This window comes from uncultured Enterovirga sp., from assembly GCF_964242715.1.
In the GTDB taxonomy this organism is placed as follows: Bacteria; Pseudomonadota; Alphaproteobacteria; order Rhizobiales; family Beijerinckiaceae; genus Enterovirga.
Window position 1 is genome coordinate 42,169 of sequence record NZ_CAXTAZ010000027.1, and the last position, 24,941, is coordinate 67,109.

Here is a 24,941-nt window from a genome sequence, read left to right on the forward strand (position 1 = left end):
CGTTCTGGCGATACATGCTCACTCCGCTGCCTGGGGCAGGCGGTCACGTCCCATTTCCCGGATGGCGCGGCGATACTCGACGGGCATGACCTTCACGAATTTCGGCCGGTACTCCGCCCAATTGTCGAGGATCGCCTTGGCGCGGGCCGAGTCGGTATAGGCGAGGTGCTTCTGGAGGAGGGCGAGGAGCCGCTCCTCGTCGCCGCCGGTCATGTCGGCCAGCACGTCGATCCGGCCCTTGAATTCGAGATCGCCGCCGGAATGGTGGATCCGCTGCATCAGGTCCTCCTCCTCCTCGACCGGCTCGAGATCGACCATGGAGAGGTTGCAGCGCCTGGCGAAGTTGCCGTCCTCATCGAGCACATAGGCGATGCCGCCCGACATGCCAGCCGCGAAGTTGCGGCCGGTCGGGCCGATCACGACGACGACGCCGCCGGTCATGTATTCGCAGCCGTGATCGCCGGCGCCTTCCACCACCGCGATCGCCCCGGAATTCCGCACCGCGAAACGCTCGCCCGCGACACCCCGGAAGTAGCATTCGCCGGCGATCGCCCCGTACAGGACAGTGTTGCCGACGATGATCGAGTTCTCGGCGACCGCCCTCGAATTCGGCGAGGGCCGGATGATCAGCTTCCCGCCCGACAGGCCCTTGCCGACATAGTCGTTCGCGTCGCCCGTCAGGTTGAGAGTCACCCCGGCTGCGAGCCAGGCACCGAAACTCTGGCCGGCCGTGCCGGTGAGCCGGACCGTGATCGTATCGTCGGGCAGCCCCGCATTGCCGCGGGCCTTTGCCACCATCCCGGACAGCATGGCGCCGACCGTCCGGTTTTCGTTCTTCACCGTTGCCTGCAGCGTCACGGGCGTGCCGGTCTCGATTGCTGCCCGGGCACCCTCGATCAGGGAGCGGTCGAGAACGTCGTTGATCGGATGATGCTGCGACTCGACGTGGCGCGTCGCGACGTCGGGGCCGACCTCGGGCTTGTAGAACACCTTTGAGAAGTCGAGGCCCCGCGCCTTCCAGTGTTCGATCGCGGCACCCTGGTCGAGCAGCTCCGTGCGGCCGACGAGCTCGTCGACCGTCCGGGCCCCAACGGATGCCATGAGCTCGCGCAGCTCCTCGGCCACGAAGAAGAAGTAGTTGATGACGTGCTCGGGCTGGCCCGCGAAGCGCTTGCGCAGCACGGGGTCCTGGGTCGCGACGCCGACCGGACAGGTGTTCAGGTGGCATTTTCGCATCATGATGCAGCCGGCCGCGATCAGCGGCGCGGTCGCGAAGCCGATCTCGTCGGCGCCGAGCAGGAAGGCGATGATGACGTCGCGACCGGTCCGGATGCCGCCATCCGCCTGCAGCGCGATCCGGCCGCGAAGCTTGTTCAGGACCAGCGTCTGCTGGGTCTCGGCAAGGCCCATCTCCCAGGGGCTGCCCGTATGCTTGATGGAGGTTAGGGGCGCCGCACCCGTGCCGCCCTCGAAGCCCGAGATCGTGATGTGGTCCGCCCGTGCCTTGGCGACGCCGGCCGCGACCGTGCCGACGCCGACCTCGGAGACGAGCTTCACGGAGACTGAAGCATCCGGATTGACGTTCTTCAGGTCGAAGATGAGCTGGGCGATGTCCTCGATCGAATAGATATCGTGGTGCGGCGGCGGCGAGATGAGACCCACCCCGGGGGTGGAATGCCGGACCTTAGCGATCTTGGCGTCGACCTTGTGGCCGGGCAATTGGCCACCCTCGCCGGGCTTCGCGCCCTGGGCGATCTTGATCTGCATCATGTCGGAATTGACGAGGTATTCCGTCGTCACGCCGAAGCGGCCCGAGGCGACCTGCTTGATGGCCGACCGCTTGGAGCGTCCGTCCGCCATCGGCCGGTAGCGCTCGGCCGTCTCGCCGCCCTCGCCGGTATTCGACTTTCCGCCGATTTGGTTCATGGCGAGCGCGAGCGTCTCGTGCGCCTCCTTCGAGATCGAGCCGAAGGACATGGCGCCGGTCGAGAAGCGCTTCACGATGACGGAGGCAGGCTCGACCTCGTCGAGGGGCACGGGGGCGCGGCCGAGTTCCTCGGCACCGCGGATGCGGAGCAGGCCCCGGAGCGTCTTCAGCCGGTTCTGCTGTTTGTTCAGCAGACGCGCGAACTCGGCGTAGCGATCCTGCGCGTTGAGCCGCACGGCATGCTGCAAGGCCGAAACCGATTCCGGCGTCCAGACATGCTCCTCGCCGCGCAGCCGAAAGGCGTATTCGCCGCCGACATCAAGCGCATTGAGATAAATGGGCGCGTTGCCGAACGCGTCGCGGTGGCGACGCATCGTCTCCTCGGCGACCTCGTCGAGCCCGATCCCTTCGATATAGGTCGCGGTGCCGAAGAAGTACTTCTCGACGAAGTCGGACCGAAGGCCGACCGCGTCGAAGATCTGCGCGCCGCAATAGGATTGATAGGTCGAGATGCCCATCTTGGACATCACCTTCAGCAATCCCTTGTCGATCGACTTGATATAGCGATAGACGATCTCGCTCTCGGAGACCTCCGGCGGCATCTCGTCCTTCATGTCGAGCAGCGTCTCGAAGGCGAGATAGGGATTGATCGCCTCGGCGCCGTAGCCGGCGAGGCAGGCGAAATGGTGCACCTCGCGGGCCTCGCCCGTTTCCAGCACGAGACCGACCGAGGTCCGCAGGCCCTTCCGGATCAGGTGATGGTGCACCGCCGCCGTCGCGAGCAAAGCCGGGATCGGGATCCGGTCGGGTCCGACCGCGCGGTCCGACAGGACGATGATGTTGTAGCCGCCATGGACGGCCGCGTCGGCTCGGTCGCACAGGCGTCCAAGCGCGCCCTCCAGCCCCGCCGCCCCGAGTTCGGACGGGTAGGTGATGTCGAGGGTCTTCGTGTCGAAACGGTCCTCGAAATGGCCGATCGAGCGGATCTTCTCCAGGTCCTCGTTCGTCAGGATCGGCTGGCGCACCTCGAGCCGCTTCTTGCGGCTTGCGCCTTCGAGGTCGAGGATGTTCGGCCGCGGCCCGATGAAGGAGACGAGGCTCATGACGAGCTCTTCGCGGATCGGGTCGATCGGCGGGTTCGTCACCTGGGCGAAATTCTGCTTGAAGTAGGTGTAGAGCAGCTTCGAGCGGTCCGACATCGCCGAGATCGGCGTGTCCGTGCCCATCGAGCCGACGGCCTCCTGGCCGGTGACGGCCATGGGCTGCATCAGGAGCTTCAGGTCTTCCTGCGTGTACCCGAAGGCCTGCTGCCGATCGAGCAAAGCCACGTCGCTCCGCGGCTGCCGCGGCTCGACCTTGCGAAGATCCTCGAGCACGATCTGCGTGCGCTTCAGCCAGTCCTTGTAGGGATTGGCATTCGCGAGATCGCGCTTGATCTCCTCGTCCTCGACGATGCGGCACTGTTCGAGGTCGATCAGCAGCATGCGGCCGGGCTGCAGCCGCCACTTCTCGACGATCGATTCCTCCGGGATCGGCAAGACGCCCATCTCGGAGGCGAGGACGACGAGGCCGTCGTCGGTGACGAGGAAGCGGGCGGGGCGCAGGCCGTTCCGGTCGAGCGTCGCGCCGATCTGGCGTCCGTCCGTGAAGACGATCGCGGCCGGGCCGTCCCAGGGCTCCATCAGGGCGGCGTGGTATTCGTAGAAGGCGCGCCGGTCCTCGTCCATGAGCGGGTTGCCGGCCCAGGCCTCGGGCACGAGCATCATCATGGCGTGGGTCAGCGAGTATCCGCCGCGGACCAGGAATTCGAGCGCGTTGTCGAAACACGCCGTGTCGGACTGGCCCTCGTAGGAGATCGGCCAGAGCTTCGAGATGTCGTTGCCGAACAGATCCGAATCGACGGAGGCTTGGCGGGCCGCCATCCAGTTCACGTTGCCCCGCAGCGTGTTGATCTCGCCGTTATGGGCGACGAACCGGTATGGGTGGGCGAGGCGCCAGGACGGGAAGGTGTTGGTCGCGAAACGCTGATGCACGAGCGCGAGCGCGCTCTCGACGCGCGGGTCGGCAAGGTCGCGGTAATAGCGGCCGAGCTGATGCACGAGCACCATGCCCTTGTAGACGATCGTCCGGGACGACAGGCAGACCGGGTAGAATTCGGAGAGCTGCGGGTCCTGGCGGGTGTAGACCGCGTTCGAGATCACCTTTCGGAGCAGGAAGAGCTGGCGCTCGAAGGCTTCTTCGTCGTCGATCGGCTTCGGCGAGCCAACGAAGACCTGGCGCTGCTGCGGCTCGGTCGCCCGGACCGACGGGCTCAGGTCCTCGGACAGGACCGGCACCTCGCGCCAGCCAATGAGCGAGAGGCCCTCGGACGTGATCGCCTGTTCGACGATCTCGGCCACGATCCGGCAGCTCTCCGGATCGCGGGGCATGAAGAGATGGCCGACGCCGTATTGCCCGGGCTCCGGCAGGGCGATGCCAAGCGCGGCGCAATCCTCGCTGAAGAAGCGGTGCGGGATCTGAATGAGGATGCCGCAGCCGTCGCCCATGGTCGGGTCGCCGCCGACCGCGCCGCGATGGTCGAGATTGGCCAGGATCTGGAGGCCCTGCTCGATGATCCCGTGGCTCTTGCGGTTCTTCATGTCGGCCACGAAGCCGACACCGCAGGCATCGTGCTCGTGTCGCGGATCGTAGAGGCCCTGGGCGCCGGGCATCAGGGGATCGCGGGCGGTGACGCGCGCGAGGGCACGATCCTGCGATCCGCTGTCGACCCTGGCCCTGCTTCCGCCCATGACATCCTCCCGCATGCGCCCGCCCCGGCGGGTTCAACATCACGGCTCGGAACGATCCGGAAGCACGCTATCTGCCGGATCGACGTCGCCTCATCCAGCGGCCGCGATCCGAATGTCGCGCCCGCATCTCGCGGGCTGGTCGTGGCCTAGATCAGGCCGCGCGCACCCGCGATGCCCCGTCCGGGGCACCGGTCACGTCTCGTTTCGACTTGGACACCAGATTCACTGTCGTCCCCTCTTCCATCCCGGCTCGCCGGTCACGGTCGGCGGAGGTGGGACAGCAGCACTGTCCTACTTTCGAAACGTGCCAGATTTCGCAGGGCCGCACAAGCGGAGCCTGGAGGCATTCAAGGCTGCTATCCGCCCGGTCCCGAGAGGATCGTAACTGGGCGCCGCCGCCGATTGCCTCAGTCCGCTCGTTACCGCAGAACCGCCGGGACGATATTTTCGTGGGTCCAGATCCGGTGCACCTGAACTTCGCCAGCGACAACGTGATGGGGGCAAGCGCCCCGGTGCTCGAGGCGCTCGTCCGGGCGAGCGTCGGCGCCATGCCGGCCTATGGCGCCGACGACCTCACGGTCGAGGTCGAGCGCAGCTTCTGCGACCTCTTCGAACGGGAGGTGGCCGTGTTCCTGGTCGGGACCGGAACGGCCGCCAATGCGCTCGCGCTCGCAACCCTCGTCTCGCCCTGGGGCCTCTGCCTCTGCCACGAGGAGGCGCATGTTATCGACGAGGAATGCGGCGCGCCGGAATTCTTCACCCACGGCGCGAAGCTGCATGGCCTGAAGGGCGTCGGCTGCAAGATCGATCCGGCGACCCTGCGGGCGACGCTCGACGGCTTCTCGGCCCACGAGAAGCAGATGCCGGCCCAGGCGGTCTCGATCTCGCAGGCGACGGAATCGGGGCTCGTCTATCGGCCGGACGAGATCGCGGCCATCGCGGAGGTCTGCCGCGAGAGGGCGTTGCGGCTCCACATGGACGGCGCCCGCTTCGCGAATGCCCTCGTTGCCCAAGACGTGTCTCCCGCCGCCATGACGTGGCGCGCCGGGGTCGACATCCTGTCCTTCGGCGCGACCAAGAATGGCTGCCTCGCGGCCGAGGCGATCGTCGTCTTCGATCCCTCCCTAGCCGACACGCTGACCTACCGCCGGAAGCGGTCGGGCCAGACCTTCTCCAAGGGACGCTTCCTGGCCGCCCAATTCGCCGGCTATCTCGGGCAGGATCATTGGCTGCAGAATGCCCGGCACGCGAACGCGATGGCGCGCTGCCTCGCGGACGGGCTCGCGGCCGTGCCCGGCGTGCGTCTCGCCTGGGAAGTCCAGGCGAACGAGGTCTTCCTCATCATCCCGGACGACCTCGACCGCCGGCTGAAGGCGGGCGGTGCGGCCTACCATCCCTGGTCGCCGCGCGCCCTGTCCGCGGACGAGGGAGTTGCTCCGGGGGAGAAACTGATCCGTCTCGTCGCCTCATTCGCCACGAAACGGGAGGCGGTCGACGACCTTCTCACGGTCGCCTCCGGACCGTGATGTCACGAGTCATGAACAAAACGTAATCACTCCGCCGCAGCGACGCCCCATTCGGTCTTCATCAACACCGGGTCCACGCCACAGGCTCATGACGATGCTATGCCTTCACGCATTCCTGGCCCGACCGGCCCTGTGTCTTGCGGCCTTGTCCGCGGCAACGGCCGCCCAGGCTCAGTTCTATGGCGGCTACCCGCCGGCCGGTTATCCGCCGGCCTACGGCTATTACAATGCCCCGCCGCCGCCCGAACCCTATTACGAGGGGCGGCCTTATGCGGGACCCCGGGTCATCTCGCCGCGCGCGGTCGTCGACCGGCTGGAGGATCTCGGGTTCGACGATATCGGCCGGCCCCACTTCTCGGGCACGCTCTACACCGTCGACGCGACGGGTCCGGGCGGTGCGCGCCAGCGTCTGGTCGTCGACGCCGTGCGGGGCGCGATCCTGAACCGGACGGCCCTCGGCGGCCCGGCCTATCGTGACCGCGACGATGACGACCGCGACGAGGACCGATCCTTCCGGCGCCGCTTCGGTGGCGCGCCATCCGAGGCCTTGCCTTATGCGGGCGAGCGTGGCCCCGCGCCACGGCCCCGGTTCGGGCCCGACGAGGACCCGGCCTATCGGGGCGGCCGGCGCGAGGCGGCCCGGACCCCCGATAGTTCCGCCCGTCCCGGCCGCGCGCTGCCAGCGCCGGCGGATCCGCGTCTCGCGCCGTCCGGTCCGGCCGACCGCGCGGACAGGCCGTTCGAGGGCAGCTGCAACGGCCGCGAGGCGGCCCGCACCGAGCCCACGCCGACGAAGCCCTATGGGACGAACCCGGAGGGCGCCGATCGGGCGACGAAGCGCAAGCCGACCGAACAGCAGGCACGCCGGCCGCAGAACCCCGCCGCGGACGAGGCTCGGAAGCCTGCGGCATCACCCGCCGCGCCGGTCGACTCCGCGCCGAAAGCCGATGCGCCGACGGGTCAGAGCACGGCCGACGCGAAGCCGAGGCCGAACCGGCCCGTCCGCGTCATCGAGGGCGTAACCCCGATGGGCGCGAGCCCGTCCTCCGGCGTCGCTCAGCTCGACAACCTGCCCGAGCCCCCGTCGGTGCCGTCGCCAGAGGCTCAGTAACCGTACGCGAGACGCCCCGGCCAAGCCGGGGCGCGAGAGGCGGCCGACGGGTTCACCGTCGGCCGGTTCGCGGCGCTTGATCAGGCCGCGAGCTTGGACTCGATCCGCGGCGACGCGCGACCGCCGCCAATCTCGATCCGGCGAACCTTCTTGGCCTCCGGGATCTCGCGAACCAGGTCGAGATGCAGGAGCCCGTTCTCGAGGGAGGCCCCCGTCACCTGCACGTAATCGGCAAGCTGGAAGCGGCGCTCGAAGCTGCGGGCGGCGATGCCCTGGTAGAGGACGTCGGCCTTGTTGTCGCTGGCCTCGGTCTTCCGGTCGCCTCGGACCGTCAGCGCGTTTTCCTTCACCTCGATATTCAGGTCATCCTGGGTGAATCCCGCGACCGCGATCGAGATGCGGTAGGACGTCTCGCCCGTTCGTTCGATGTTGTAGGGCGGGTAGCTCGGAGCAGCTTCGACGCCGCCCAGCTGGTCCAGCATCGAGAACAGACGGTCGAAGCCGACGGTGTTGCGATAGAGGGGAGCAAGATCGTACTGGCGCATGGCATATTCTCCTTGAAGCAACATGCAGGAACGCCTTCCGCCGAAGAGGCCGGAAAGCTGCGCCGCCGCAATGGGCCGGCGCGGGGCTGATCTAGTTTGCTTCACCTTCCCTTCAAGATCCCCGGATTAGTTTTTGCCTTCGCGTCCCACCTTGCCGACGGGTCCCATGCAGCTTCTTGAGACGGCCTCGAACCCCATCCCGTCCGGTGCGGAGGTCACGGTTGTCCGGACCCGCGACGGCGTCTCGCTCCGGGTCGCGTCCTGGGCCGCGCCGGCAGGCCCGGATCGCGGTACGGTCATCATCCTCCAGGGTCGCGCCGAGTTCATCGAGAAGTATTTCGAGGTGGTGGGCGAGTTGCGGGCGCGCGGCTTCGCCGTCGTCGCCTTCGACTGGCGTGGCCAGGGCGGCTCCGATCGCGCGCTGCCGGACCGCCATCGCGGTCATGTTCGGCATTTCGAGGATTTCCGCCTGGATTTCGAGGCAGTCCGACAGAGTTGCGCGCCCGGCGCGGCGGCCGGGCCTGTCTACGGGCTTGCTCACTCCATGGGAGGCTGCATCGCGCTGATCGGGGCGCAGGAGGGTTGGCTCGCGGTCGACCGCCTGGTCGCGACGAGCCCGATGATCCGGCTCAGCCTCGTTCGGCGGCCGCGTCTCGCGCGTGCGCTGGCCCGCATCCTGGCCGGTATCGGGTTCGGGACCCTGTTCGTGCCCGGCGGGCCGGCCCGCTCGATCTCGACCCTGCCCTTCGAAGGCAACCGTCTCTGCACCGATCGCGGCCGCTACGAGCGGAACGCGCTCGTCGCGACCGCGCTCGGTTGGTGCGCGATCGGCGCTCCGACCGTCGGATGGTACCTGGCCGCGAACGAAGCCATGGACCGGATCTCGGCGCCGGGTGTCGCGGCATCGATCCAGATGCCGGTCCTCGTCGTCGCGGGCGGCGACGACCCGATCTGCTCCACGCCGGCCATCGAGCGGTTCGCGCGCGAACTCCCGAACGGAACGCTGGTCACCGTCCTGGGCTCGCGACACGAGAGCCTGATGGAGACCGACTCCCTCCGGGCGGCCTTCTGGCGGGCCTTCGACGCCTTCATGGTGGACGGGACCGCGACCGCGACCGCTGACGATCACCCGCGCAGGATGTCGAGCACGGTCGCGTGAAGGCGTGGATCGCCCGAGGCGACGATCGCGCCGCCTGACTCCGGCCGTCCCCCGTCCCAGGTCGTAACCACGCCCCCGGCGCCTTCGATGATCGGGACGAGTGCGACGATGTCGTAGGGCTTGAGTCCGGCTTCGACGACGAGGTCGATGTGACCCGCCGCCAGCATGCAATAGGCGTAGCAATCGCAGCCATAGCGCGTGAGCCGGACCTCGGCTTCGACCCGGCCGTAGGCTGCCCCCTCCGCCGGCTCGAAGATGTTTGGGCTCGTCGTGGACAGGGTCGCCTGGCCGAGGTTGTCGCACCGCCGTGTCCGGAGCACGCGACTGCCATGCGGTCCTTCGTAGCCGGCCCGGTGACCATCCCCGAAAAAGCGCTCTCCGATGAAGGGCTGATGCATCATCCCGTAGGCCGCCCGCCCGGAACTGAGGAGCCCAATCAGCGTGCCCCAGAGCGGGAGGCCGGACATGAAGGCGCGCGTTCCGTCGATCGGGTCGAGAACCCAGACGAGATCGGCATCGCCCCGCTCCGTCCCGAATTCCTCGCCGACGATGCCGTGCTCCGGGAAGGACTGAAGGATGAGCCGACGCATCGCGACCTCCGCCGCACGGTCGGCCTCCGTCACCGGGTCGAAGAGGCCGCCGCGCGCCTTGTTCTCGGCCGTGAGCGCGGTTCGGAAGAAGGGCAGGATCGCCCGGCCCGACACGGTCGCGAGTTCATGGACGAAAGCTGAGAGGTCGACCGGACCCATATTTGCCTGATCTCCGGAGGGGCGGCCCCCGCCTACGGCGGATGCGACGGCGAGGCCCTTGCTTTTTGTGCGGCGCAATCTACATTGTGCATCGCAGCGTCGCTTGCGGCGCTGTTGCCCACGTTGGGCGTTTCCTCCCTAGACTTGGGCCGCCCTTCGGGGCGGCTCCTTTTCGTTTGGGACCCTCATTCGGCCGCGATGCGACGGGGGACGAGGTCGGCATCCACCTGCCCCATGACCTCGGTAAAGGTCGACAGGAGATCGCCGGCGAGCCGCGTGAAGCCGGCATTCGGCGCCAGGCTGCGCTCGTTCATGTAGAGCGCCCGGTTGACCTCGATCTGCAGCGCATGCCGCGCGGCGAGCGGCGCCCCGTAATGCTCCGTGATGAAGCCGCCTGCATAGGGCTTGTTGCGAATCACGGTGTAGCCGCGATTGCGGAGGGCGGCTTCGACGAGGTCCACGAGAAGGCCCGCGCAGCTCGTGCCGTAGCGGTCGCCCAGCACGATGTCGGCCTTCTCGGCCTGATCGCGGCCGAGGCTCGAGGACGGCATCGAATGGCAATCGATCAGGACCACATGGCCGAACAGGTCCAGCGTCCGGTCGAGAAGCCCCCGCAAGGCCCGGTGATAGGGCTTGTAGAGATGATCGATCCGCCGCAGCCCCGCTTCGACGGAAATCCGGCCGCGATAGATCTCGTGCCCGTCGGCCACCACGCGCGGGATCGTGCCGAGCCCGCCCGCGACCCGCATCGACCGCGTGTTGGCGAAGGCCGGAAGGCGACCCTCGAACATGCGCGGATCGAGCTCGTAGGCCTCGCGATTGAGGTCGAGATAGGCGCGGGGAAAGCGGGCGCTCATCAGCGGCGCGCCGGACGCGACGACGCCTGCGAACAGGCGATCAACGAAGGCGTCCTCCGAGCGACGCAGCATCGCCGGCTGCAGTAGGGATGAGCGCAGGAAGGCGGGCGGGTACACGTCCCCGGCATGCGGGGCGTTGAACACGAAAGCCGCGGTTTGCGGCGCCGGCTCCACCACGACGAAGGGCGGGTCGAAGGCGCTCTCGGAATCCGGAAGGGTCAAGGGTCGCGCCGTCGGGAGGGCGAGAGGTCGATCATGGCGCAATGTGGCGGGCGGTGGCGGCCATGTCCACCGGCACGGTCCCGCCCGCGACGCGGCTCTTCACCACTTGTTTACCCTGCCCGGCCTTTATGAGAGAACCGCAACTCGCGGTTTCCCCGGACAAGCGCGGCGATGAAGATCCTCCTGGCTGAAGACGACAACGACATGCGTCGCTTCCTGGCCAAGGCGCTGCAAAGCGCCGGCTACGACGTGTCGTCCTTCGACAACGGCGCCTCCGCCTACAATCGTCTCCGAGAGGAACCCTTCGAGCTTCTTCTGACCGACATCGTCATGCCCGAGATGGACGGGATCGAACTGGCCCGTCGCGCGACGGAACTCGATCCGGACATCAAGGTGATGTTCATCACCGGCTTCGCGGCCGTGGCGCTCAACCCGGACCTGCGCGCACCGCGTGACGCCAAGGTGCTGTCGAAGCCCTTCCATCTCAGGGATCTCGTCAACGAGGTCGAGAAGCTGCTTCAGGCGGCCTGACGCTAACCCCCACAGACGGGTTTTTCGTAGGCAGCCGCTCGCGCGGTTGGGATTTCGAGATCGAGCCTCTAGGCATCCTGGCACGCAGGTCGCTGTGCAAGGGTGAAGCACGATGGGTCGGATCACGACGCTCGGAACCTGGGTGACTGCCGCGATGTGCGTCGCGGTCGCGCTGCTTCCTGCGCGAGCCCAGGAGCGCTTCATCACGCTGGCCTCGACCACCTCGACCGAGCAATCCGGCCTCTTCGGGCACCTCCTGCCGATCTTCCGGCAGGCGACCGGGATCGAGGTCCGGGTGGTCGCGATCGGGACCGGGCAGGCCATCGCCATCGGGCAGCGCGGCGATGCCGACGCGCTCCTGGTCCATGATCGGCCGGGCGAGGACAAGTTCGTGGCCGAGGGGCACGGGCTCGACCGGCGGGACGTCATGTATAACGACTTCGTCATCGTCGGCCCGAAGGCTGATCCGGCCGGCATCCGAGGGTTGCGCGATGCGAAAGCGGCTTTCGCGAGAATAGCCACCGTCCGGGCGCCGTTCGCCTCGCGGGGTGACGACAGCGGCACGCATCGCACCGAGCGCCGCTTCTGGACGGCTGCCGGGATCGAGCTCGCGGGCGCCGCCGGCTGGTACCGCGAACTCGGATCGGGCATGGGCCCGACGCTCAACACCGCCGCCGGACTCGACGCTTACACGATCGCCGACCGGGCGACTTGGGCCGCTTTCCGGAACCGGCAGAATCTCGACCTCCTGGTCGAGGGCGACCCCGCCCTCTTCAACCCATACGGCTCGATCCTGGTGAACCCGGCCAAGGGCCGGATCAAGGAAGCTGACGCTCGCGCCTGGCACGAATGGCTCACCTCGCCGGCGGGATCGTCCGCCATCGCCGGCTACCGGATCGCGGGCGAGCAGCTTTTCTATCCGATGCCTGGCCGGGTCACGAACTAGCCGCGTCAGCGCTGGCTCAAACGAGCCAGGGCGAAAGCGGTCACGCTCACCGCGAGGGTGAGGGCAACCAGCACCAGCCCGAGAGCGAGGGCTAGGGCGAGATCGCCCCGGCTCGTCTCGAGCGCGATGGCGGTCGTCATGGTGCGGGTCACGCCCCGGATGTTGCCGCCGACCAGGATGATGGCGCCGACCTCTCCGATGGAGCGCCCGAAGGCGGCCAGGAACACCGTCACGAGCGCGGTCCGGCCCATGGCCAGCAGCGTCAGGACGGCGCGCGGACGCGAGGCGCCGTCCACCACGAGCGCGTCGCCGTAATCGGCCCACAGGGCCTCGCAGGCCCGGTGCGTGAGGGCGATCACGATGGGGAGGGCCAGCACCGCCTGGGCCATCACCATGGCGGTCGGGGTGAACAGGATTCCGAACTCGCCGAGCGGTCCCGCTCGCGAGACGAGAAGGTAGACGAGGAGGCCGACCACGACCGGCGGCAGGCCGAGAAGCGCGTTCGCGACCACCACGACAGCAGCCCGGCCCGGCAAGGGATAGACGGCCAGCGCCGCGCCGATGGGAGTTCCGACCAGGAAGGCGATCGCGCTTGCCGTCAGGCTCACCTGCAGCGACAGACCGACGATGGCCACGAAATCCGGGTCGAGCCGCACGACGAGGTCGAGCGCGAGCCGGAACGCCTGGCCGAAGTCACTCACCTAGACAGGCGTTGCCGGCTTTGGAAGACCCACGACGGGATCACCGTCACGCGGCTCCCGTGAACGTGTCACCGGCCTCGGCCTTACGGCGCAGCAGCTCCGAGGGCTTGAACTCGGAGCCGAGGCTCCGCTCCCATTCCTCCATCCGGGCCAGCACCGTCTTCAGCCCGACCGTGTCGGCGTAGAACATCGGGCCTCCGCGATAGACCGGCCAGCCGTAGCCTGCAATCCAGACCATATCGATGTCGGAGGCCCGGAGCGCCTTGCCCTCCTCCAGGATCTTGGCCCCCTCGTTGATCATCGGGAAGACGAGGCGCTGCAGGATCTCCTCGTCCCCGATGGCCCGGCGGGTGATGCCCTTCGCCTTCGAATGCGCCAGCACCATCTCCTCGACGACCGGCGAGGGGCTCGCTTTGCGGGACGCGTCGTAATCGTAGAAGCCGGCGCCGGTCTTCTGGCCGCGGCGATCCATCTCGCAGAGCTTGTCCTTGATCGTCTCGCCCTTCGAGGTCTCGCGCGACCAGCCGATATCGAGACCGGCGAGGTCGCTCATCGCGAAAGGCCCCATCGGCAGGCCGAAATCGTAGAGGACGCGGTCGACGTCCCAGGGCATGGCGCCCTCCTCGACGAGCCGGGTCGCCTCGCGCTGGCGCTCCGCCAGCATGCGGTTGCCGACGAAGCCGTGGCAGACCCCGACCAGCACGCCGAGCTTGCCGATCTTCGGCGCGAGCTTCATCGCGGTCGCGACGACCTCCTTCGAGGCCTTCTCGGCCCGCACCACCTCCAGCAGTCGCATCACGTTCGCGGGCGAGAAGAAATGCATGCCGATGACGCTCTCCGGCCGGCTGGTCACGGAAGCGATCTCGTCGACATCGAGATAGGATGTGTTCGAGGCCAGGATCGCGCCCGGCTTCGCGATCGTGTCGAGCTTGGCGAAGGTTTCCTTCTTCGCATTCATGTTTTCGTAGATGGCCTCGATCACCAGATCCTGTGATCCAAGGCTCCCAAGATCCAGGGATCCAGTGAGGAGCGACATGCGCGTCTCGACGTCGCCGGGCTTCAGGCGGCCCTTGGCAGCGGTGGCTTCGTAATTCTTGCGGATGATACCGAGGCCGCGGTCCAGATTGTCCTTCTGCGCCTCGACGATCGTCACCGGGATGCCGGCATTGAGGAAGTTCATGGCGATGCCGCCGCCCATCGTGCCGGCCCCGATGATGCCGACCGACTCGACCGGCAGGGTCGGCGTCGAATCCGGCAGGTCGGGGATCTTGCGCACCTCGCGTTCGGCGAAGAAGACGTAGCGCTGCGCCTTCGACTGCGTGCCGCTGACGAGCCCGAGGAAGATTTCCCGCTCCTTCGCCAAGCCGTCGTCGAAGGGCAGGGTCACGGCCGCCTCGACGGCCTGGATGCAGCCCTCGGGCGCCTCGAAGCCGCGGAACTTGCGGGCATTCGCTTTCCGGAAATCGGCGAAGATCTCGGGTTTTCCGCGCGCCGCCTCGACCTTGTCGGAGAGGTCGCGCACCTTCCGGAGCGGCCGGTTCTCGGCCACGACCTTGCGGGCGAAGGCGATGGCGCCCTCCCGCAGCGCTCCCTCCGGGACGATCTCGTCGATCAGACCGGCCTCATGGGCCTTCCCGGCCGGGACATGCTCGCCGGACGTGATCATGGCGAGCGCGCGTTCCGGTCCGACGACCCGCGGCAGCCTTTGCGTGCCGCCCGCACCCGGCACGATGCCGAGCTTCACCTCGGGGAGCCCGACCTTGGCGCTCGGCACGGCGACCCGGTAATGGCAGCCGAGGGCCGTCTCGAGCCCGCCGCCGAGCGCCGTGCCGTGGATCGCGGCCACGACCGGCTTCGGCGCCGATTCGATGATGGCGATCATCTCGAGGAGCGGCACGCCTTTCGGCGGCTTGCCGAATTCGGAGATGTCGGCCCCGGCGATGAAGGTGCGGCCGGCGCAGATCAGCACGATCGCCTTCGCAGTCGGATCAGCCGAGGCCTGCCGGGTGCCGGCCGCGATCCCATCCCGCACGGCCGCCGAGAGCGCATTCACCGGCGGCGAGTCCACCGTGAGCACCGCGATGCCGTCCTCGACGGAGAGCGCCGTCACTGGCTTGGCGTCGGTCATCCGCATCCTCCCACTTCCGCTGCTATTCGCTGGAGAGCGCTCTAGCGACTGAGCCGGGCTACGGGAAGGGCGCCTGCGGCATGCGAGACGGGCTGAGGCGTGGTCAGCTCGGCACGGCCCGAGGCCCCGGCGGCTCGGGAGCGAAGCGGAAGGCGATCGAGATCCGGTTCCAGCTGTTGATCAGCGCGATGGCGCCGGTGAGATGGGCCAGCTGCACTTCCGAGAAATGCTCGCGAACGTCCTCGTAATCGTCGTCGGAAATCCCGAGCGTCACCTCGGTCAGAGCCTCGGTCCAGGTGAGCGCGGCCCGCTCGCGTTCCGAGAAGAGATCGACTTCCTGCCAAGCCACCAGCAGATCGAGTTTTTCGCGCGGAACCCGGAGCGTTCGGGCTGCCGTGAGATGATATTGCAGGCAGAAGGCGCAGCCGTTGATTTGCGAGGCCCGCAGCTTGACGAGTTCGAGCAGAGCCGGGTCGAGGCCGGCCTTCGTGGCGGTCTCCCCGAGAGCGGCGAGCGCCGCGACGACGTCAGGGGCGAGACGCCTGAACGTCTCCCGCCCGATACGAGGCTGAAGATCCGACACGATGATGTCCTCTGGGGGTGTGGTCTGCCAACGAGCGGGAGCGCCGTCACCGGCTTCAGTCGTAAAGCGCTGCGATCGTCGCCGCCGCAGCACCGCCATGGCGGCGAGCGGTGCCGCGCTCGCCTCCTGAAGCGTTCGACGCTCAGCGTTCCAGGTGGAACTTCGCGCGTTCGCGGTGTTCGGCCCGGATGCGCCGGACGGTGCCGGTCGAGGCCCGGTACACGATCGTGTCGGTCTCGATGACGTTCGGGCCGAAGCGGACCCCCTGGAGGAGGGCGCCGTCCGTGACCCCGGTCGCGGCCACGACCACGTCGCCGCGGGCGAGGTCCTCGAGCTGGTATTTCCGGTCGGGGTCCTGGACGCCCATCTTGGCGGCCCGCTCGCGCTTCTCCGGCGTGTCGAGGATCAGGCGCCCCTGCATCTGGCCGCCGATGCAGCGCAAGGCGCCGGCCGCGATCACGCCTTCCGGGGCCGCCCCGATGCCGAGATAGAGGTCGATGCCGGTCTCGCCCGGCATCGTCGTGAAGATGATCCCCATGATGTCGCCGTCCGAGATCAGCCGGATGCCGCAGCCGAGCGCCCGGATCTCGGCGATCAGGTCCTGGTGGCGGGGACGCTCGAGGACCAGGACCGTGATGTCCCGCGGCTCGACGCCCTTGGCGGCGGCCAGCGCCCGGATATTCTCCTCGGCCGAGCGGTCGAGATCGACGATGCCCGGCGGATAGCCCGGGCCGACCGCGATCTTGTTCATGTAGACATCGGGTGCGGCCAAGAGCGTGCCGCCTTCCGCCATCGCCATCACGGCGATCGAGCCAGGCATGTCCTTGGCGCAGAGCGTCGTGCCTTCGAGCGGGTCGACCGCGATGTCGACCTTCGGGCCGACCCCCGTGCCGACGCGCTCGCCGATGAACAGCATCGGGGCCTCGTCGCGCTCGCCCTCGCCGATCACGACCGTGCCGTCGATCGGCAGGGTGTTGAGCTCGCGCCGCATGGCGTCGACGGCGGCCTGGTCGGCCGCCTTCTCCTGCCCACGACCCCGGAGCCGCGAGGCCGCGACCGCGGCCCGCTCGGTGACCCGAACCAGTTCGAGCGTCAGGATGCGCTCGATGACCTGGCTCGGCTGGACTGTGATGTTCTCGGACATGGTGCCTTCGTTCCCCCCGGTCTTCGTCAATCCCGCTCGATCCGGATCACCTGCGGCGGCTCCGAGACGAGGCCGTCACCCGCGATGGCGTCGAGCGCCTCCCGGATGGCGGCCTCGGTTGCCGCGTAGGTGATGAGGACCAGCGGCACGGGCTCGCCGGAGCGGCCGTGCTTGTCGCGATCCGCCCCGGCGGGGCGCTTCTGGATGATCGATTCGAGCGAGATGTTGGCCCCTGCCATCCGGGTCGCGACGCCGGCCGCGACGCCCGGGCGGTCGTGCACGGTGAGCCGGATGTAATAGCCGCCCTCGTGGCGCTGCATCGGCGCGCGGTCGGCCCGCTCGAGCCGGGCGACCGGTCGGCCGAAGGGGGGCGAGACGATCCCGGCCGCAAGGTCGGCGATGTCGGCGACGACGGCCGACGCCGTCGCGCGTCCGCCCGCCCCGGGGCCGATCAGGGTCAGCTCTCCCACCGCGTCGGCATCGATCGTGACCGCGTTCGTGACGCCCATAACCTGCGCGATGGCGGAGGACCGGGGCACCATGGTCGGGTGGACGCGCTGCTCGATGCCGCCGTCCGGCCCGACCCGCTCGGCGACGCCCAGAAGCTTGATCCGGAAGCCGAGCTCGGCCGCCATCGTGAGGTCGAGCGGCGTGATCTTGGAGATGCCCTCGACATAGATCGCGTCGGAATCGATCTCGACCCCAAAGGCAAGCGCAGTCAGCACCGCGAGCTTGTGGGCCGTGTCGTAGCCTTCGATGTCGAAGGTCGGATCGGCCTCGGCATAGCCCAGCCGCTGGGCTGCCCCGAGGCAGTCGGCGAAGGAGCAGCCCTCGCTCTCCATGCGGGACAGGATGTAGTTGCAGGTGCCGTTCAGGATCCCGTAGAGGCGCGAAACGGTGTTGCCGGAGAGGCCCTCCCGCAGGGTCTTCACGACCGGGATGCCGCCGGCTGCCGAGGCCTCGAAGGCGAGCCCGAGCGCGGCCGCTTCGGCCCGACGGGCAAGATCGACGCCGTGCCGGGCGAGCAGTGCCTTGTTGGCCGTGACGACATGCTTGCCCTGGGCCAGCGCCGTTTCGACCACGGCCTTGGCGGTCCCGCCTTCGCCGCCGATCAGCTCGACCACGCAATCGACTTCGCCCGACGCCGCAAGCGCGAGCGCATCGTCGTACCAGCGGTACCGACCGAGGTCGTGTCCGCGGTCGCGCGAGCGGTCCCGCGCCGAGATGCCGGTGACCCGGATGGCCCGGCCCGCCCGGTCTGCGAGCTGGTTGTCGCGGCGCGCCAGGATGTCGAGCACGGCCGCCCCGACCGTACCGAGGCCGGCGATCCCGACCCTGAACGGTTGCGGCTGCATGGAAGGTCCTCTGGCGTCGCGACGAGGGGAAGCGCCGGTCTCTTAGGAGGCTCCCGTTCCGGTGTCGAGGTCGAGAGGCCGGCACCGTCCGATGTCGCCGCGGCCGTGCCCGTGAGCTCGACATCGGACGGCAGGAATCTGGCGTTGGTGACCTTCCTGCTCCCGGTGAGCACGATGCTGCTCGGTAGGCTGGTGCTTGGCGAGACGATGCTGCCACCTTGACGCAGTGTCGACCTGGATCTAAGAATTCGGAATTCCGAATGCGGAACGGCTGATGCTTCTTCTCGACAGCAATCCGACCCTGATGGACCGCGTCTACGGCGCGCTGCGCGACGCGATCGCGGATTGCACCTTCGCTCCGGGCACGCGGATCCGGCAGCTCGAACTCGCCGATCAGCTCGGCGTGTCCCGGCAGCCGGTCAGCCACGCGCTGCATCTCCTCAAGCAGCAGGGGCTCGTCGAGGAGCATGGCCGGAAGGGTTTCCGGGTTGCCCCTATCGACCCGGCCCGGATCGGGCATCTCTACGAATCGCGCGGAGCACTGGACGGCCTTGCTGCCCGCCTCGCGGCGTCACGGATCGGCGCCGACGCTGCCGGCCGTGCGGCGCTCGTCCGGGCGCTGGAAGCGGGCCGGGCCGCCGATCCGGCCGCGACCCCGGTCCCGGGCATGATCAGGCTCGACGTCGAATTCCACCGCGCGCTCTACCGGCTCTCCGGCAATCCGGCCTTCGAGGAGATGGTCGGCCCCTACTGGCCGCATCTCAGCCGGGCGATGGCCGCGATGCTGGACACGACCGACCGGCGCGCCGGGCTCTGGGCCGAGCATGCCGTCATCGCAGAGCGTGTCCTGGCCGGCGACGGCGAATCCGCCGAGTGCGCGGCCCGCGACCATGTCAGAGCGGCCTCACGCCGCGCCGAGGCGAAGTTCGAGAGCCTCGCGGCCGCCTAGTTCACCAGAAGACGTTCGACAACCAAGGAGGATACGTCATGGCTTTGACCCAGCAGCAGATCGACGATTTCAATCGTGAGGGCTGGCTGTTCCTGCCCGAGGTGTTCTCGCCTGAAGAGGTCGCGCTGATGAAGCGGGAGGCCGAGGCGATCTATGCCGAGCAGCGTCCGGAGGTCTGGCGCGAGAAGAACGGCGCGCCCCGCATCGCCTTCGCGGCCCACACCTACAACGAGGCCTTCCGCCTGCTCGGCTCGCACCCGCGCCTGATCGAGCCCGTCGAGCAGCTCTTCGGCGAGCAGCTCTACATGCATCAGTTCAAGATCAACGCGAAATCGGCCTTCACGGGCGACGTCTGGCAATGGCACCAGGATTACGGCACCTGGAAGCGGGACGACGGCATGCCGGAGCCGCGGGCCATGAACATCTCCGTCTTCCTGGACGAGGTGATGCCGATCAACGGCCCGCTGCTGCTCGTGCCGCAGAGCCAGAATGCCGGCGACCTCGAGGCCGGCCACGATCTCGAGACGACGTCCTACCCGCTCTGGACGCTCGACAACGACACGGTGTCGAAGCTCGTCGAGAAAGGCGGCATCGCGGCGCCGACCGGGAAGCCCGGCGGCGTGCTGCTCTTCCACGGCAACCTCGTCCACGGCTCGGCCGGCAACATCACGCCCTATCCGCGCAAGATCGTGTACCTGACCCTCAATGCGGTCTCGAACCACATCCGGAAGCCGACCCGGCCGGAATTCATCGCGCACACGGATTTCACGCCGATCCAGCCCGTGGCGGACGACGCCCTGCTGCAGCTGGCCCGCGGGTCGTTCCGGCAGGCGGCCGAGTAGGGGCGGCCGCTTGAACGCCGCTTACCCCGGCGAAAGCCGGGGTCCAGGGGGGCTCGGTCTGGGTGCCGGCTTTCGCCGGCATGAGCGGAAGAGTTGGCCGGGCGGTCGAGACCCTACCCCGGCAGCTTGCCGGCAAGGCGCGGGAACACCCGCCTCGCGTTACCCTCGAACAGCTTCTTCCTGTCTGCATCCGAAAGCGGCGCCGCATCGATGTAGCGCTTGGTATCGTCGTAGGCGTGGCCGGTCTCGGGATCGATGCCGTTCACGGCCCCGACCATCTCGGAGGCGAACAGGATGTTGTCGAGCGGCACCACCCGCAGCATGAGATCGATGCCGGCCTGGTGGTAGACGCAGGTGTCGAAATAGACGTTCCGCATCAGCTCCGCGAGCGGCGGACGCTTCATGTCCTGGGCGAGGCCGCGGTAGCGTCCCCAATGGTACGGCACCGCCCCGCCGCCATGCGGGATGATCAGCCGGAGTGTCGGGAAATCCCGGAACAGGTCCGAGGTGATGAATTGCATGAAGGCGGTGGTGTCGCCGTTGATGTAATGCGCGCCCGTCGCCTGAAAGTTCTTGTTGGCCGACGAGCTCACATGGATCATGCCGGGCACGTCGAGTTCGACCATCTTCTCCCAGAGCGGGTACCAGTGCCGGTCGTGCAGCGGCGGGTCTGTCCAGAACCCGCCTGACGGATCCGGGTTCACGTTGCAGCCGACGAAGCCGAGCTCCTTCACGCAGCGCTCGAGTTCGCCGAGGCAGTTCTTGGGCGACACGCCGGGCGTCTGCGGCAACTGGCAGACCCCGACGAAATTCTGCGGCATCAGCGTCGCGACGCGGTGGATCATGTCGTTCGAGACGATCGACCAGTCGAGGCTCGTTTTGGCGTTGCCGATATGGTGCGCCATGCCGCCGGCTCGCGGCGAGAAGATCGCGACCGAGATGCCGCGCTCGCGCTGAAGCCGGAGCTGCTTGTCGGCGACGCTGGCCCTGACCTCGTCGTCGCTCACCTTCAGCGCCGAAGGGGAGGGGGATTGGGCCGGATCGTTGATCGAGTCGATCTGGCGCTTGCGCCAATCCAGCATCGCCTTCGGCTCGGTCGTGTAATGGCCGTGGCAATCGACGACCAGGCCGGCATAGGGAGGCCGGTTCGTGGCTGCGCCCGTCGAGGGCTGGGCCGAGGCTGCGCCAGTGAGCCCGGCGGCCGCCGCCGAGGCCGCGCCCGCCATCATCGCGCTGCGCAGGAAGCCACGCCGCGGCATGCAGCAGGGGCAGCCGCCGACCGGAGTGTCGAGCGTCGGGTCAGAACTCGTGATCATGGGCCGATCCTCGGCTTCGCAGCGTTTGAGAAGAGGAGGATGACCTACTGAGCCGCTGCGCGCTTGCGCAAAACCATGTCGCCTCGGAACATGAATTTCTGCGCGCGCTTCGCCGTATCCACCTCGGTCGTGAACACGTTGCCCCTCGAGTCGACGGCGAGGTTGTGGACCCAGTGGAAGTCGCCCGCCATGCGGCCGCTGCGGCCGAAGCTGCCGACCGTCGCGCCACTCTCGCGGGACAGGGTGCGGACCTCGTTGTTGGCCCCGTCCGCGTTGAGCAGATAGGTCTCCTTCTCGTCCGGCCAGATCGCCAGCTCCCAGACGGAGCCGTTCTGCCGGGTCGCCTTCTCGACGATGAATTCCTTCACGAAGGCGCCGTCCTTGCGGAACACCTGGATGCGGTTGTTGGTCCGGTCGCACACGTAGACGAGCCCGTCGCGGGCCACCTGCACGCAATGGACGGGGTTGTGGAATTGCTGCGGCAAGGGCGCGGCCGGGTCGTAGGCGGCGAGCTTCTCGTCGGTCGGCGGCTTGCCGTAGGCGCCCCACATCCGCTTGAACGCGCCGCTATCGCCGTCGAAGACGATGACGCGATGGTTGTAATAGCCGTCGGCGACATAGACCTCGTTGGTGTCCGGATCGACGGTGACCTGGGCCGGCCTCCCGAGGCGGCTCGTGTCCTGGCTGTTCGTCTGCGGGCCCTGCTTGCCGATCTGCAGCACGAATTTGCCGTCGGCCGTGAATTTCAGGATCTGGCCATCGGTGTCGCCATTGCCGGCGAGCCAGACGAAGCCCTTGTGATCGACGAAGATCCCATGCTCGTTCTGCGGCCAATTATAGCCCTCGCCGGGGCCGCCCCACGATTTGATGAGGTCTCCGGCCTGGTTGAAGACGAGGACCGGCGGGGCCGGCTTGCAGCATTTCGTGCGCGGCGGATCGGCGGCGGCGGCGCGCTCGTCCTCGGTCAGCGATTTGGGGCGCTGCACCACCCAGATGTTGTCCTGCGCGTCCACCGCCACGCCTGCCGCCTGGCCCATGAGCCAGTTGTTCGGCAGCGGCTTCGGCCAGGCCGGGTCCACCTGGAAGCTGAGCGCATCGGCGGCCGCTGCCGGCCCCGCAAACCCCATCAAAACGGCCGCAGCCGCCACAAGGCGCCTCATCGTCTTATCCTCCCGATCGTCTCGTTCTTGAGGCCATCCTGAACCCGCTTTCCGGCCGCGTCCAGGCCGTCACGGGCGCCATCGTCCCAAACCGGTTGGGTGGCGCCGGGCCGATCGGTTAACCTCTGGGCGTGCCCGAATCAGCCTCCTTGCCGGACGTCCCGCGCCCTCTTTTCGGCGTCACCGACTCGGCGCTCGGGAGGTCGTGGGTGGAGCGCCTGGATCGAACCGGCGCCCTGATGGCGAATGCCATCGCCCAAACGCACGGGCTGCCAGATCTCCTCGCCCGCGTGGTCGCCGGCAGGGGCGTCTCGGTTCAGAATGCGCCCGGCTTCCTGCAACCGCGCCTCCGCGACCTGATGCCGGATCCGAATGTCCTGACCGACATGCCGGCCGCTGCCGCCCGGATCGCCGAGGCGGTGCGGCGTCGCGAGCCGGTCGCGATCTTCGGCGATTACGACGTCGACGGCGCCTGCAGCGCGGCGCTTCTCAGCGAGTATCTTCGGGCGTGCGGCTGCGCGGTCGCGGTGCATATCCCGGACCGCATCACGGAGGGCTATGGCCCGAACGTCACGGCGGTCCGGCAGCTCGCAGCCGATGGCGCCAGGCTCCTGGTCACCGTGGATTGCGGCACGGCCGGGCATGAGCCTCTCGCTGAAGCGGCGCGGCTCGGGCTCCACGTCGTCGTCCTCGACCATCACGGTGCACCGGACGAGCTTCCTCCGGCGGTCGCGATCGTCAACCCGAACCGGCAGGACGACCTGTCCGGCCTCGGCCATCTCTGTGCCGCTGGCATCGTCTTCCTGACGCTCGTCGCGCTGGCGCGCGAACTCCGCCGCGGCGAGAGGCCGGGCGACCCCCCGCAGCCCGATCTCCTCGCCGGCCTCGATCTCGTGGCGCTCGCGACGGTCGCCGACGTCGTGCCGCTCACCGGGCTGAACCGCGCCTTCGTCCGCCAAGGCGTGGCCGTCATGCGGACGCGAGGGCGGCCGGGGCTCGCCGCCCTGATGGACGTGTCGCGGCTCGCCGGCGCGCCCGAAGCCTGGCATCTCGGCTTCGTGCTCGGGCCCCGCATCAACGCCGGCGGCCGGATCGGGGACGCCTCGCTCGGGGCGCGGCTCCTGGTCGAGTCCGACCAGATCGCGGCGACCACGATGGCGGAGACGCTCGACCGGCTGAACGCCGAGCGCCAGCAGATCGAGCGCGCGGCCGTCATGGAGGCCGAGGCCGTCGCCGGCATGCTTCTCGCCGACAATCCGGACCTGCCGGCCTTCGTGCTCGCCTCGCCGGACTGGCATCCGGGCATCGTCGGCCTCGTCGCCGCCCGGGTGAAGGAGCGCTACGGCCGCCCCGTCTTCGCCTTTGCGGGCAAGCCCGACGGCAGCGCCACCGGGTCCGGGCGATCGATCCCGGGTGTCGATCTCGGGCGGGCCGTGCGGGCCGCGGTCACCTGCGGCCATGCCGTGAAGGGCGGCGGCCACGCCATGGCGGCCGGGGCGACGGTCGGGCCGGATGGGCTCGAACGGTTTCGGGCCTGCCTCGAACGCGAGCTCGGCGCGGCCGTCGGCGCGCTCGCCGGTGCGCCCGACGTGCTCCACGTCGATGGCGTTCTTTCCGCCGGGGGTGCCAGCGTCGAGCTCGTGCAGGCGCTCGCCGAAGCCGGACCTTTCGGCTCGGGCCAGCCCGAACCCTGTTTCGCCTTCGGCCGGCACCGGGTCTGCGATCTTCGGGAAATCGGTGCCGGGCATCTGCGGGTGACGCTGAAATCGGGCGACGGCGCGAGCCTCAAGGCCGTTGCGTTCCGGGCGGTCGGCCAGCCGCTCGGGGCGGCGCTGCAGCAGGCCCGCGACGGCGAGGCTCACGTCGCCGGAACGCTCACGATCGACCGCTGGGGCGGCGGCGAGCGGGCGGAGCTCCGGATCTGCGACGTGGCAGCGCCTTAGCCACGATCGACCCACCAGCCGCGTCATGCTGAGGAGCGGGCGCAGCCCGCGTCTCGAAGCACGCTCAACGGCTGGTGCGTCCTTCGAGACGGCGCGTCTCGCGCCTCCTCAGGATGACGCGGTCAGTGGACCGGGCCGCTTCGCTCCGGCCTAGATCCGCTCGATGAGCTTGTCGCCGAACAGTCCCTCGGGTCGGATCATCAGGAAGCCGAGCGCGATGAAATAGGCGAGCCAGGATTCGATGCCGCCGCCGACGAGGGGCCCCCAGTAGAATTCGCCGAGCTTCTCGCCGATGCCGATGATGAGCCCGCCGACGATGGCGCCCGGCACCGAGGTCAGGCCGCCGAGGATCAGCACGGGGAGTGCCTTCAGGGCGATGATCTCGAGCGCGAAGGACACCTCGGAGCGCGCGCCCCACATGATTCCGGTCGCCAGCGCCACGATGCCGGCCGTGAACC

The 24,941-nt window shown here is 68.5% G+C and carries 19 protein-coding genes and 1 pseudogene; 8 read left to right on the forward strand and 12 right to left on the reverse strand.

Annotated elements, in window-relative coordinates:
• Nucleotides 1-18: 18 nt before the first annotated feature.
• Nucleotides 19-4,638 carry a glutamate synthase large subunit gene (gene gltB, locus ACFE87_RS14370; RefSeq protein ID WP_375460348.1) on the reverse strand — a complete coding sequence of 1,540 codons (4,620 nt, stop codon included), beginning with the start codon at nt 4,636-4,638 and terminating at the stop codon, nt 19-21.
• Nucleotides 4,639-5,165: 527 nt separating this feature from the next.
• Here gltB and ACFE87_RS14375 point away from each other — a divergent pair.
• Nucleotides 5,166-6,242 carry a threonine aldolase family protein gene (locus ACFE87_RS14375; RefSeq protein ID WP_375460328.1) on the forward strand — a complete coding sequence of 359 codons (1,077 nt, stop codon included), beginning with the start codon at nt 5,166-5,168 and terminating at the stop codon, nt 6,240-6,242.
• A 94-nt stretch (nt 6,243-6,336) separates the two neighbouring features.
• The gene (locus ACFE87_RS14380; RefSeq protein ID WP_375460329.1) at nt 6,337-7,353 is read left to right on the forward strand and encodes a hypothetical protein; all 1,017 of its coding nucleotides are present in this window, start codon (nt 6,337-6,339) and stop codon (nt 7,351-7,353) included.
• A gap of 80 nt (nt 7,354-7,433) precedes the next feature.
• Here the strand turns inward: ACFE87_RS14380 and ACFE87_RS14385 are convergent, their stop codons facing one another.
• The gene (locus ACFE87_RS14385) at nt 7,434-7,898 is read right to left on the reverse strand and encodes an Hsp20 family protein (RefSeq protein WP_375460330.1); all 465 of its coding nucleotides are present in this window, start codon (nt 7,896-7,898) and stop codon (nt 7,434-7,436) included.
• A 166-nt stretch (nt 7,899-8,064) separates the two neighbouring features.
• On the opposite strand from ACFE87_RS14385, the gene ACFE87_RS14390 reads away from it, so the two are divergent.
• Entirely contained in the window at nt 8,065-9,057 is a 993-nt protein-coding gene (locus ACFE87_RS14390) for an alpha/beta fold hydrolase (protein ID WP_375460331.1), read from the forward strand.
• On the opposite strand, the gene hisN is transcribed toward ACFE87_RS14390, so the two are convergent.
• Both hisN and ACFE87_RS14400 read right to left on the reverse strand, forming a co-directional pair.
• Nucleotides 9,024-9,806 (reverse strand): histidinol-phosphatase, encoded by a 783-nt coding sequence (hisN, locus tag ACFE87_RS14395; protein ID WP_375460332.1) that lies wholly within the window; start codon nt 9,804-9,806, stop codon nt 9,024-9,026. The two genes, ACFE87_RS14390 and hisN, sit on opposite strands and share 34 nt — an antisense overlap.
• Nucleotides 9,807-9,991: 185 nt before the next feature.
• Entirely contained in the window at nt 9,992-10,885 is an 894-nt protein-coding gene (locus tag ACFE87_RS14400; RefSeq protein WP_375460333.1) for an N-formylglutamate amidohydrolase, read from the reverse strand.
• Nucleotides 10,886-11,056: 171 nt separating this feature from the next.
• On the opposite strand from ACFE87_RS14400, the gene cpdR reads away from it, so the two are divergent.
• Nucleotides 11,057-11,416: a cell cycle two-component system response regulator CpdR gene (cpdR, locus tag ACFE87_RS14405; protein ID WP_375460334.1), complete on the forward strand. Its 360-nt coding sequence runs from the start codon at nt 11,057-11,059 to the stop codon at nt 11,414-11,416.
• 154 nt (nt 11,417-11,570) lie between these two features.
• Complete coding sequence (locus ACFE87_RS14410) at nt 11,571-12,362, forward strand: substrate-binding domain-containing protein (RefSeq protein WP_375460349.1); 792 nt, start codon at nt 11,571-11,573, stop codon at nt 12,360-12,362.
• 5 nt (nt 12,363-12,367) lie between these two features.
• Here ACFE87_RS14410 and ACFE87_RS14415 read toward each other — a convergent pair whose 3' ends face one another.
• From ACFE87_RS14415 to ACFE87_RS14435, 5 genes are all read right to left on the reverse strand, one after another.
• Entirely contained in the window at nt 12,368-13,063 is a 696-nt protein-coding gene (locus tag ACFE87_RS14415) for an ABC transporter permease (protein ID WP_375460335.1), read from the reverse strand.
• A gap of 46 nt (nt 13,064-13,109) precedes the next feature.
• Nucleotides 13,110-15,191, reverse strand: coding sequence for a 3-hydroxyacyl-CoA dehydrogenase NAD-binding domain-containing protein (locus ACFE87_RS14420; protein ID WP_375460336.1), 2,082 nt, complete (start codon nt 15,189-15,191; stop codon nt 13,110-13,112).
• Nucleotides 15,192-15,294: 103 nt separating this feature from the next.
• Nucleotides 15,295-15,774, reverse strand: a complete 480-nt coding sequence (locus tag ACFE87_RS14425) for a carboxymuconolactone decarboxylase family protein (RefSeq protein WP_375460337.1) — start codon at nt 15,772-15,774, stop codon at nt 15,295-15,297.
• 142 nt (nt 15,775-15,916) lie between these two features.
• Nucleotides 15,917-16,918: a class II fructose-bisphosphatase gene (glpX, locus tag ACFE87_RS14430; RefSeq protein ID WP_375460338.1), complete on the reverse strand. Its 1,002-nt coding sequence runs from the start codon at nt 16,916-16,918 to the stop codon at nt 15,917-15,919.
• A gap of 26 nt (nt 16,919-16,944) precedes the next feature.
• Nucleotides 16,945-18,273 carry a homoserine dehydrogenase gene (locus tag ACFE87_RS14435; protein ID WP_375460339.1) on the reverse strand — a complete coding sequence of 443 codons (1,329 nt, stop codon included), beginning with the start codon at nt 18,271-18,273 and terminating at the stop codon, nt 16,945-16,947.
• A 274-nt stretch (nt 18,274-18,547) separates the two neighbouring features.
• On the opposite strand from ACFE87_RS14435, the gene ACFE87_RS14440 reads away from it, so the two are divergent.
• Both ACFE87_RS14440 and ACFE87_RS14445 read left to right on the forward strand, forming a co-directional pair.
• The gene (locus ACFE87_RS14440) at nt 18,548-19,222 is read left to right on the forward strand and encodes a GntR family transcriptional regulator (protein WP_375460340.1); all 675 of its coding nucleotides are present in this window, start codon (nt 18,548-18,550) and stop codon (nt 19,220-19,222) included.
• A gap of 38 nt (nt 19,223-19,260) precedes the next feature.
• On the forward strand, nt 19,261-20,064 hold the full coding sequence (locus tag ACFE87_RS14445; RefSeq protein ID WP_375460341.1) for a phytanoyl-CoA dioxygenase family protein: 804 nt from the start codon (nt 19,261-19,263) through the stop codon (nt 20,062-20,064).
• Between the two features lie 113 nt (nt 20,065-20,177).
• Here ACFE87_RS14445 and ACFE87_RS14450 read toward each other — a convergent pair whose 3' ends face one another.
• Together ACFE87_RS14450 and ACFE87_RS14455 are read right to left on the reverse strand one after the other, a co-directional pair.
• Nucleotides 20,178-21,191, reverse strand: a complete 1,014-nt coding sequence (locus tag ACFE87_RS14450; RefSeq protein ID WP_375460350.1) for an amidohydrolase family protein — start codon at nt 21,189-21,191, stop codon at nt 20,178-20,180.
• A gap of 233 nt (nt 21,192-21,424) precedes the next feature.
• The gene (locus tag ACFE87_RS14455) at nt 21,425-22,540 is read right to left on the reverse strand and encodes a hypothetical protein (protein ID WP_375460342.1); all 1,116 of its coding nucleotides are present in this window, start codon (nt 22,538-22,540) and stop codon (nt 21,425-21,427) included.
• Between the two features lie 131 nt (nt 22,541-22,671).
• Here ACFE87_RS14455 and recJ point away from each other — a divergent pair, with 131 nt between their 5' ends.
• Entirely contained in the window at nt 22,672-24,483 is a 1,812-nt protein-coding gene (gene recJ / locus ACFE87_RS14460) for a single-stranded-DNA-specific exonuclease RecJ (RefSeq protein WP_375460343.1), read from the forward strand.
• A 150-nt stretch (nt 24,484-24,633) separates the two neighbouring features.
• Here the strand turns inward: recJ and ACFE87_RS14465 are convergent.
• Nucleotides 24,634-24,941: pseudogene (locus ACFE87_RS14465) on the reverse strand (branched-chain amino acid ABC transporter permease); the annotation flags it as partial.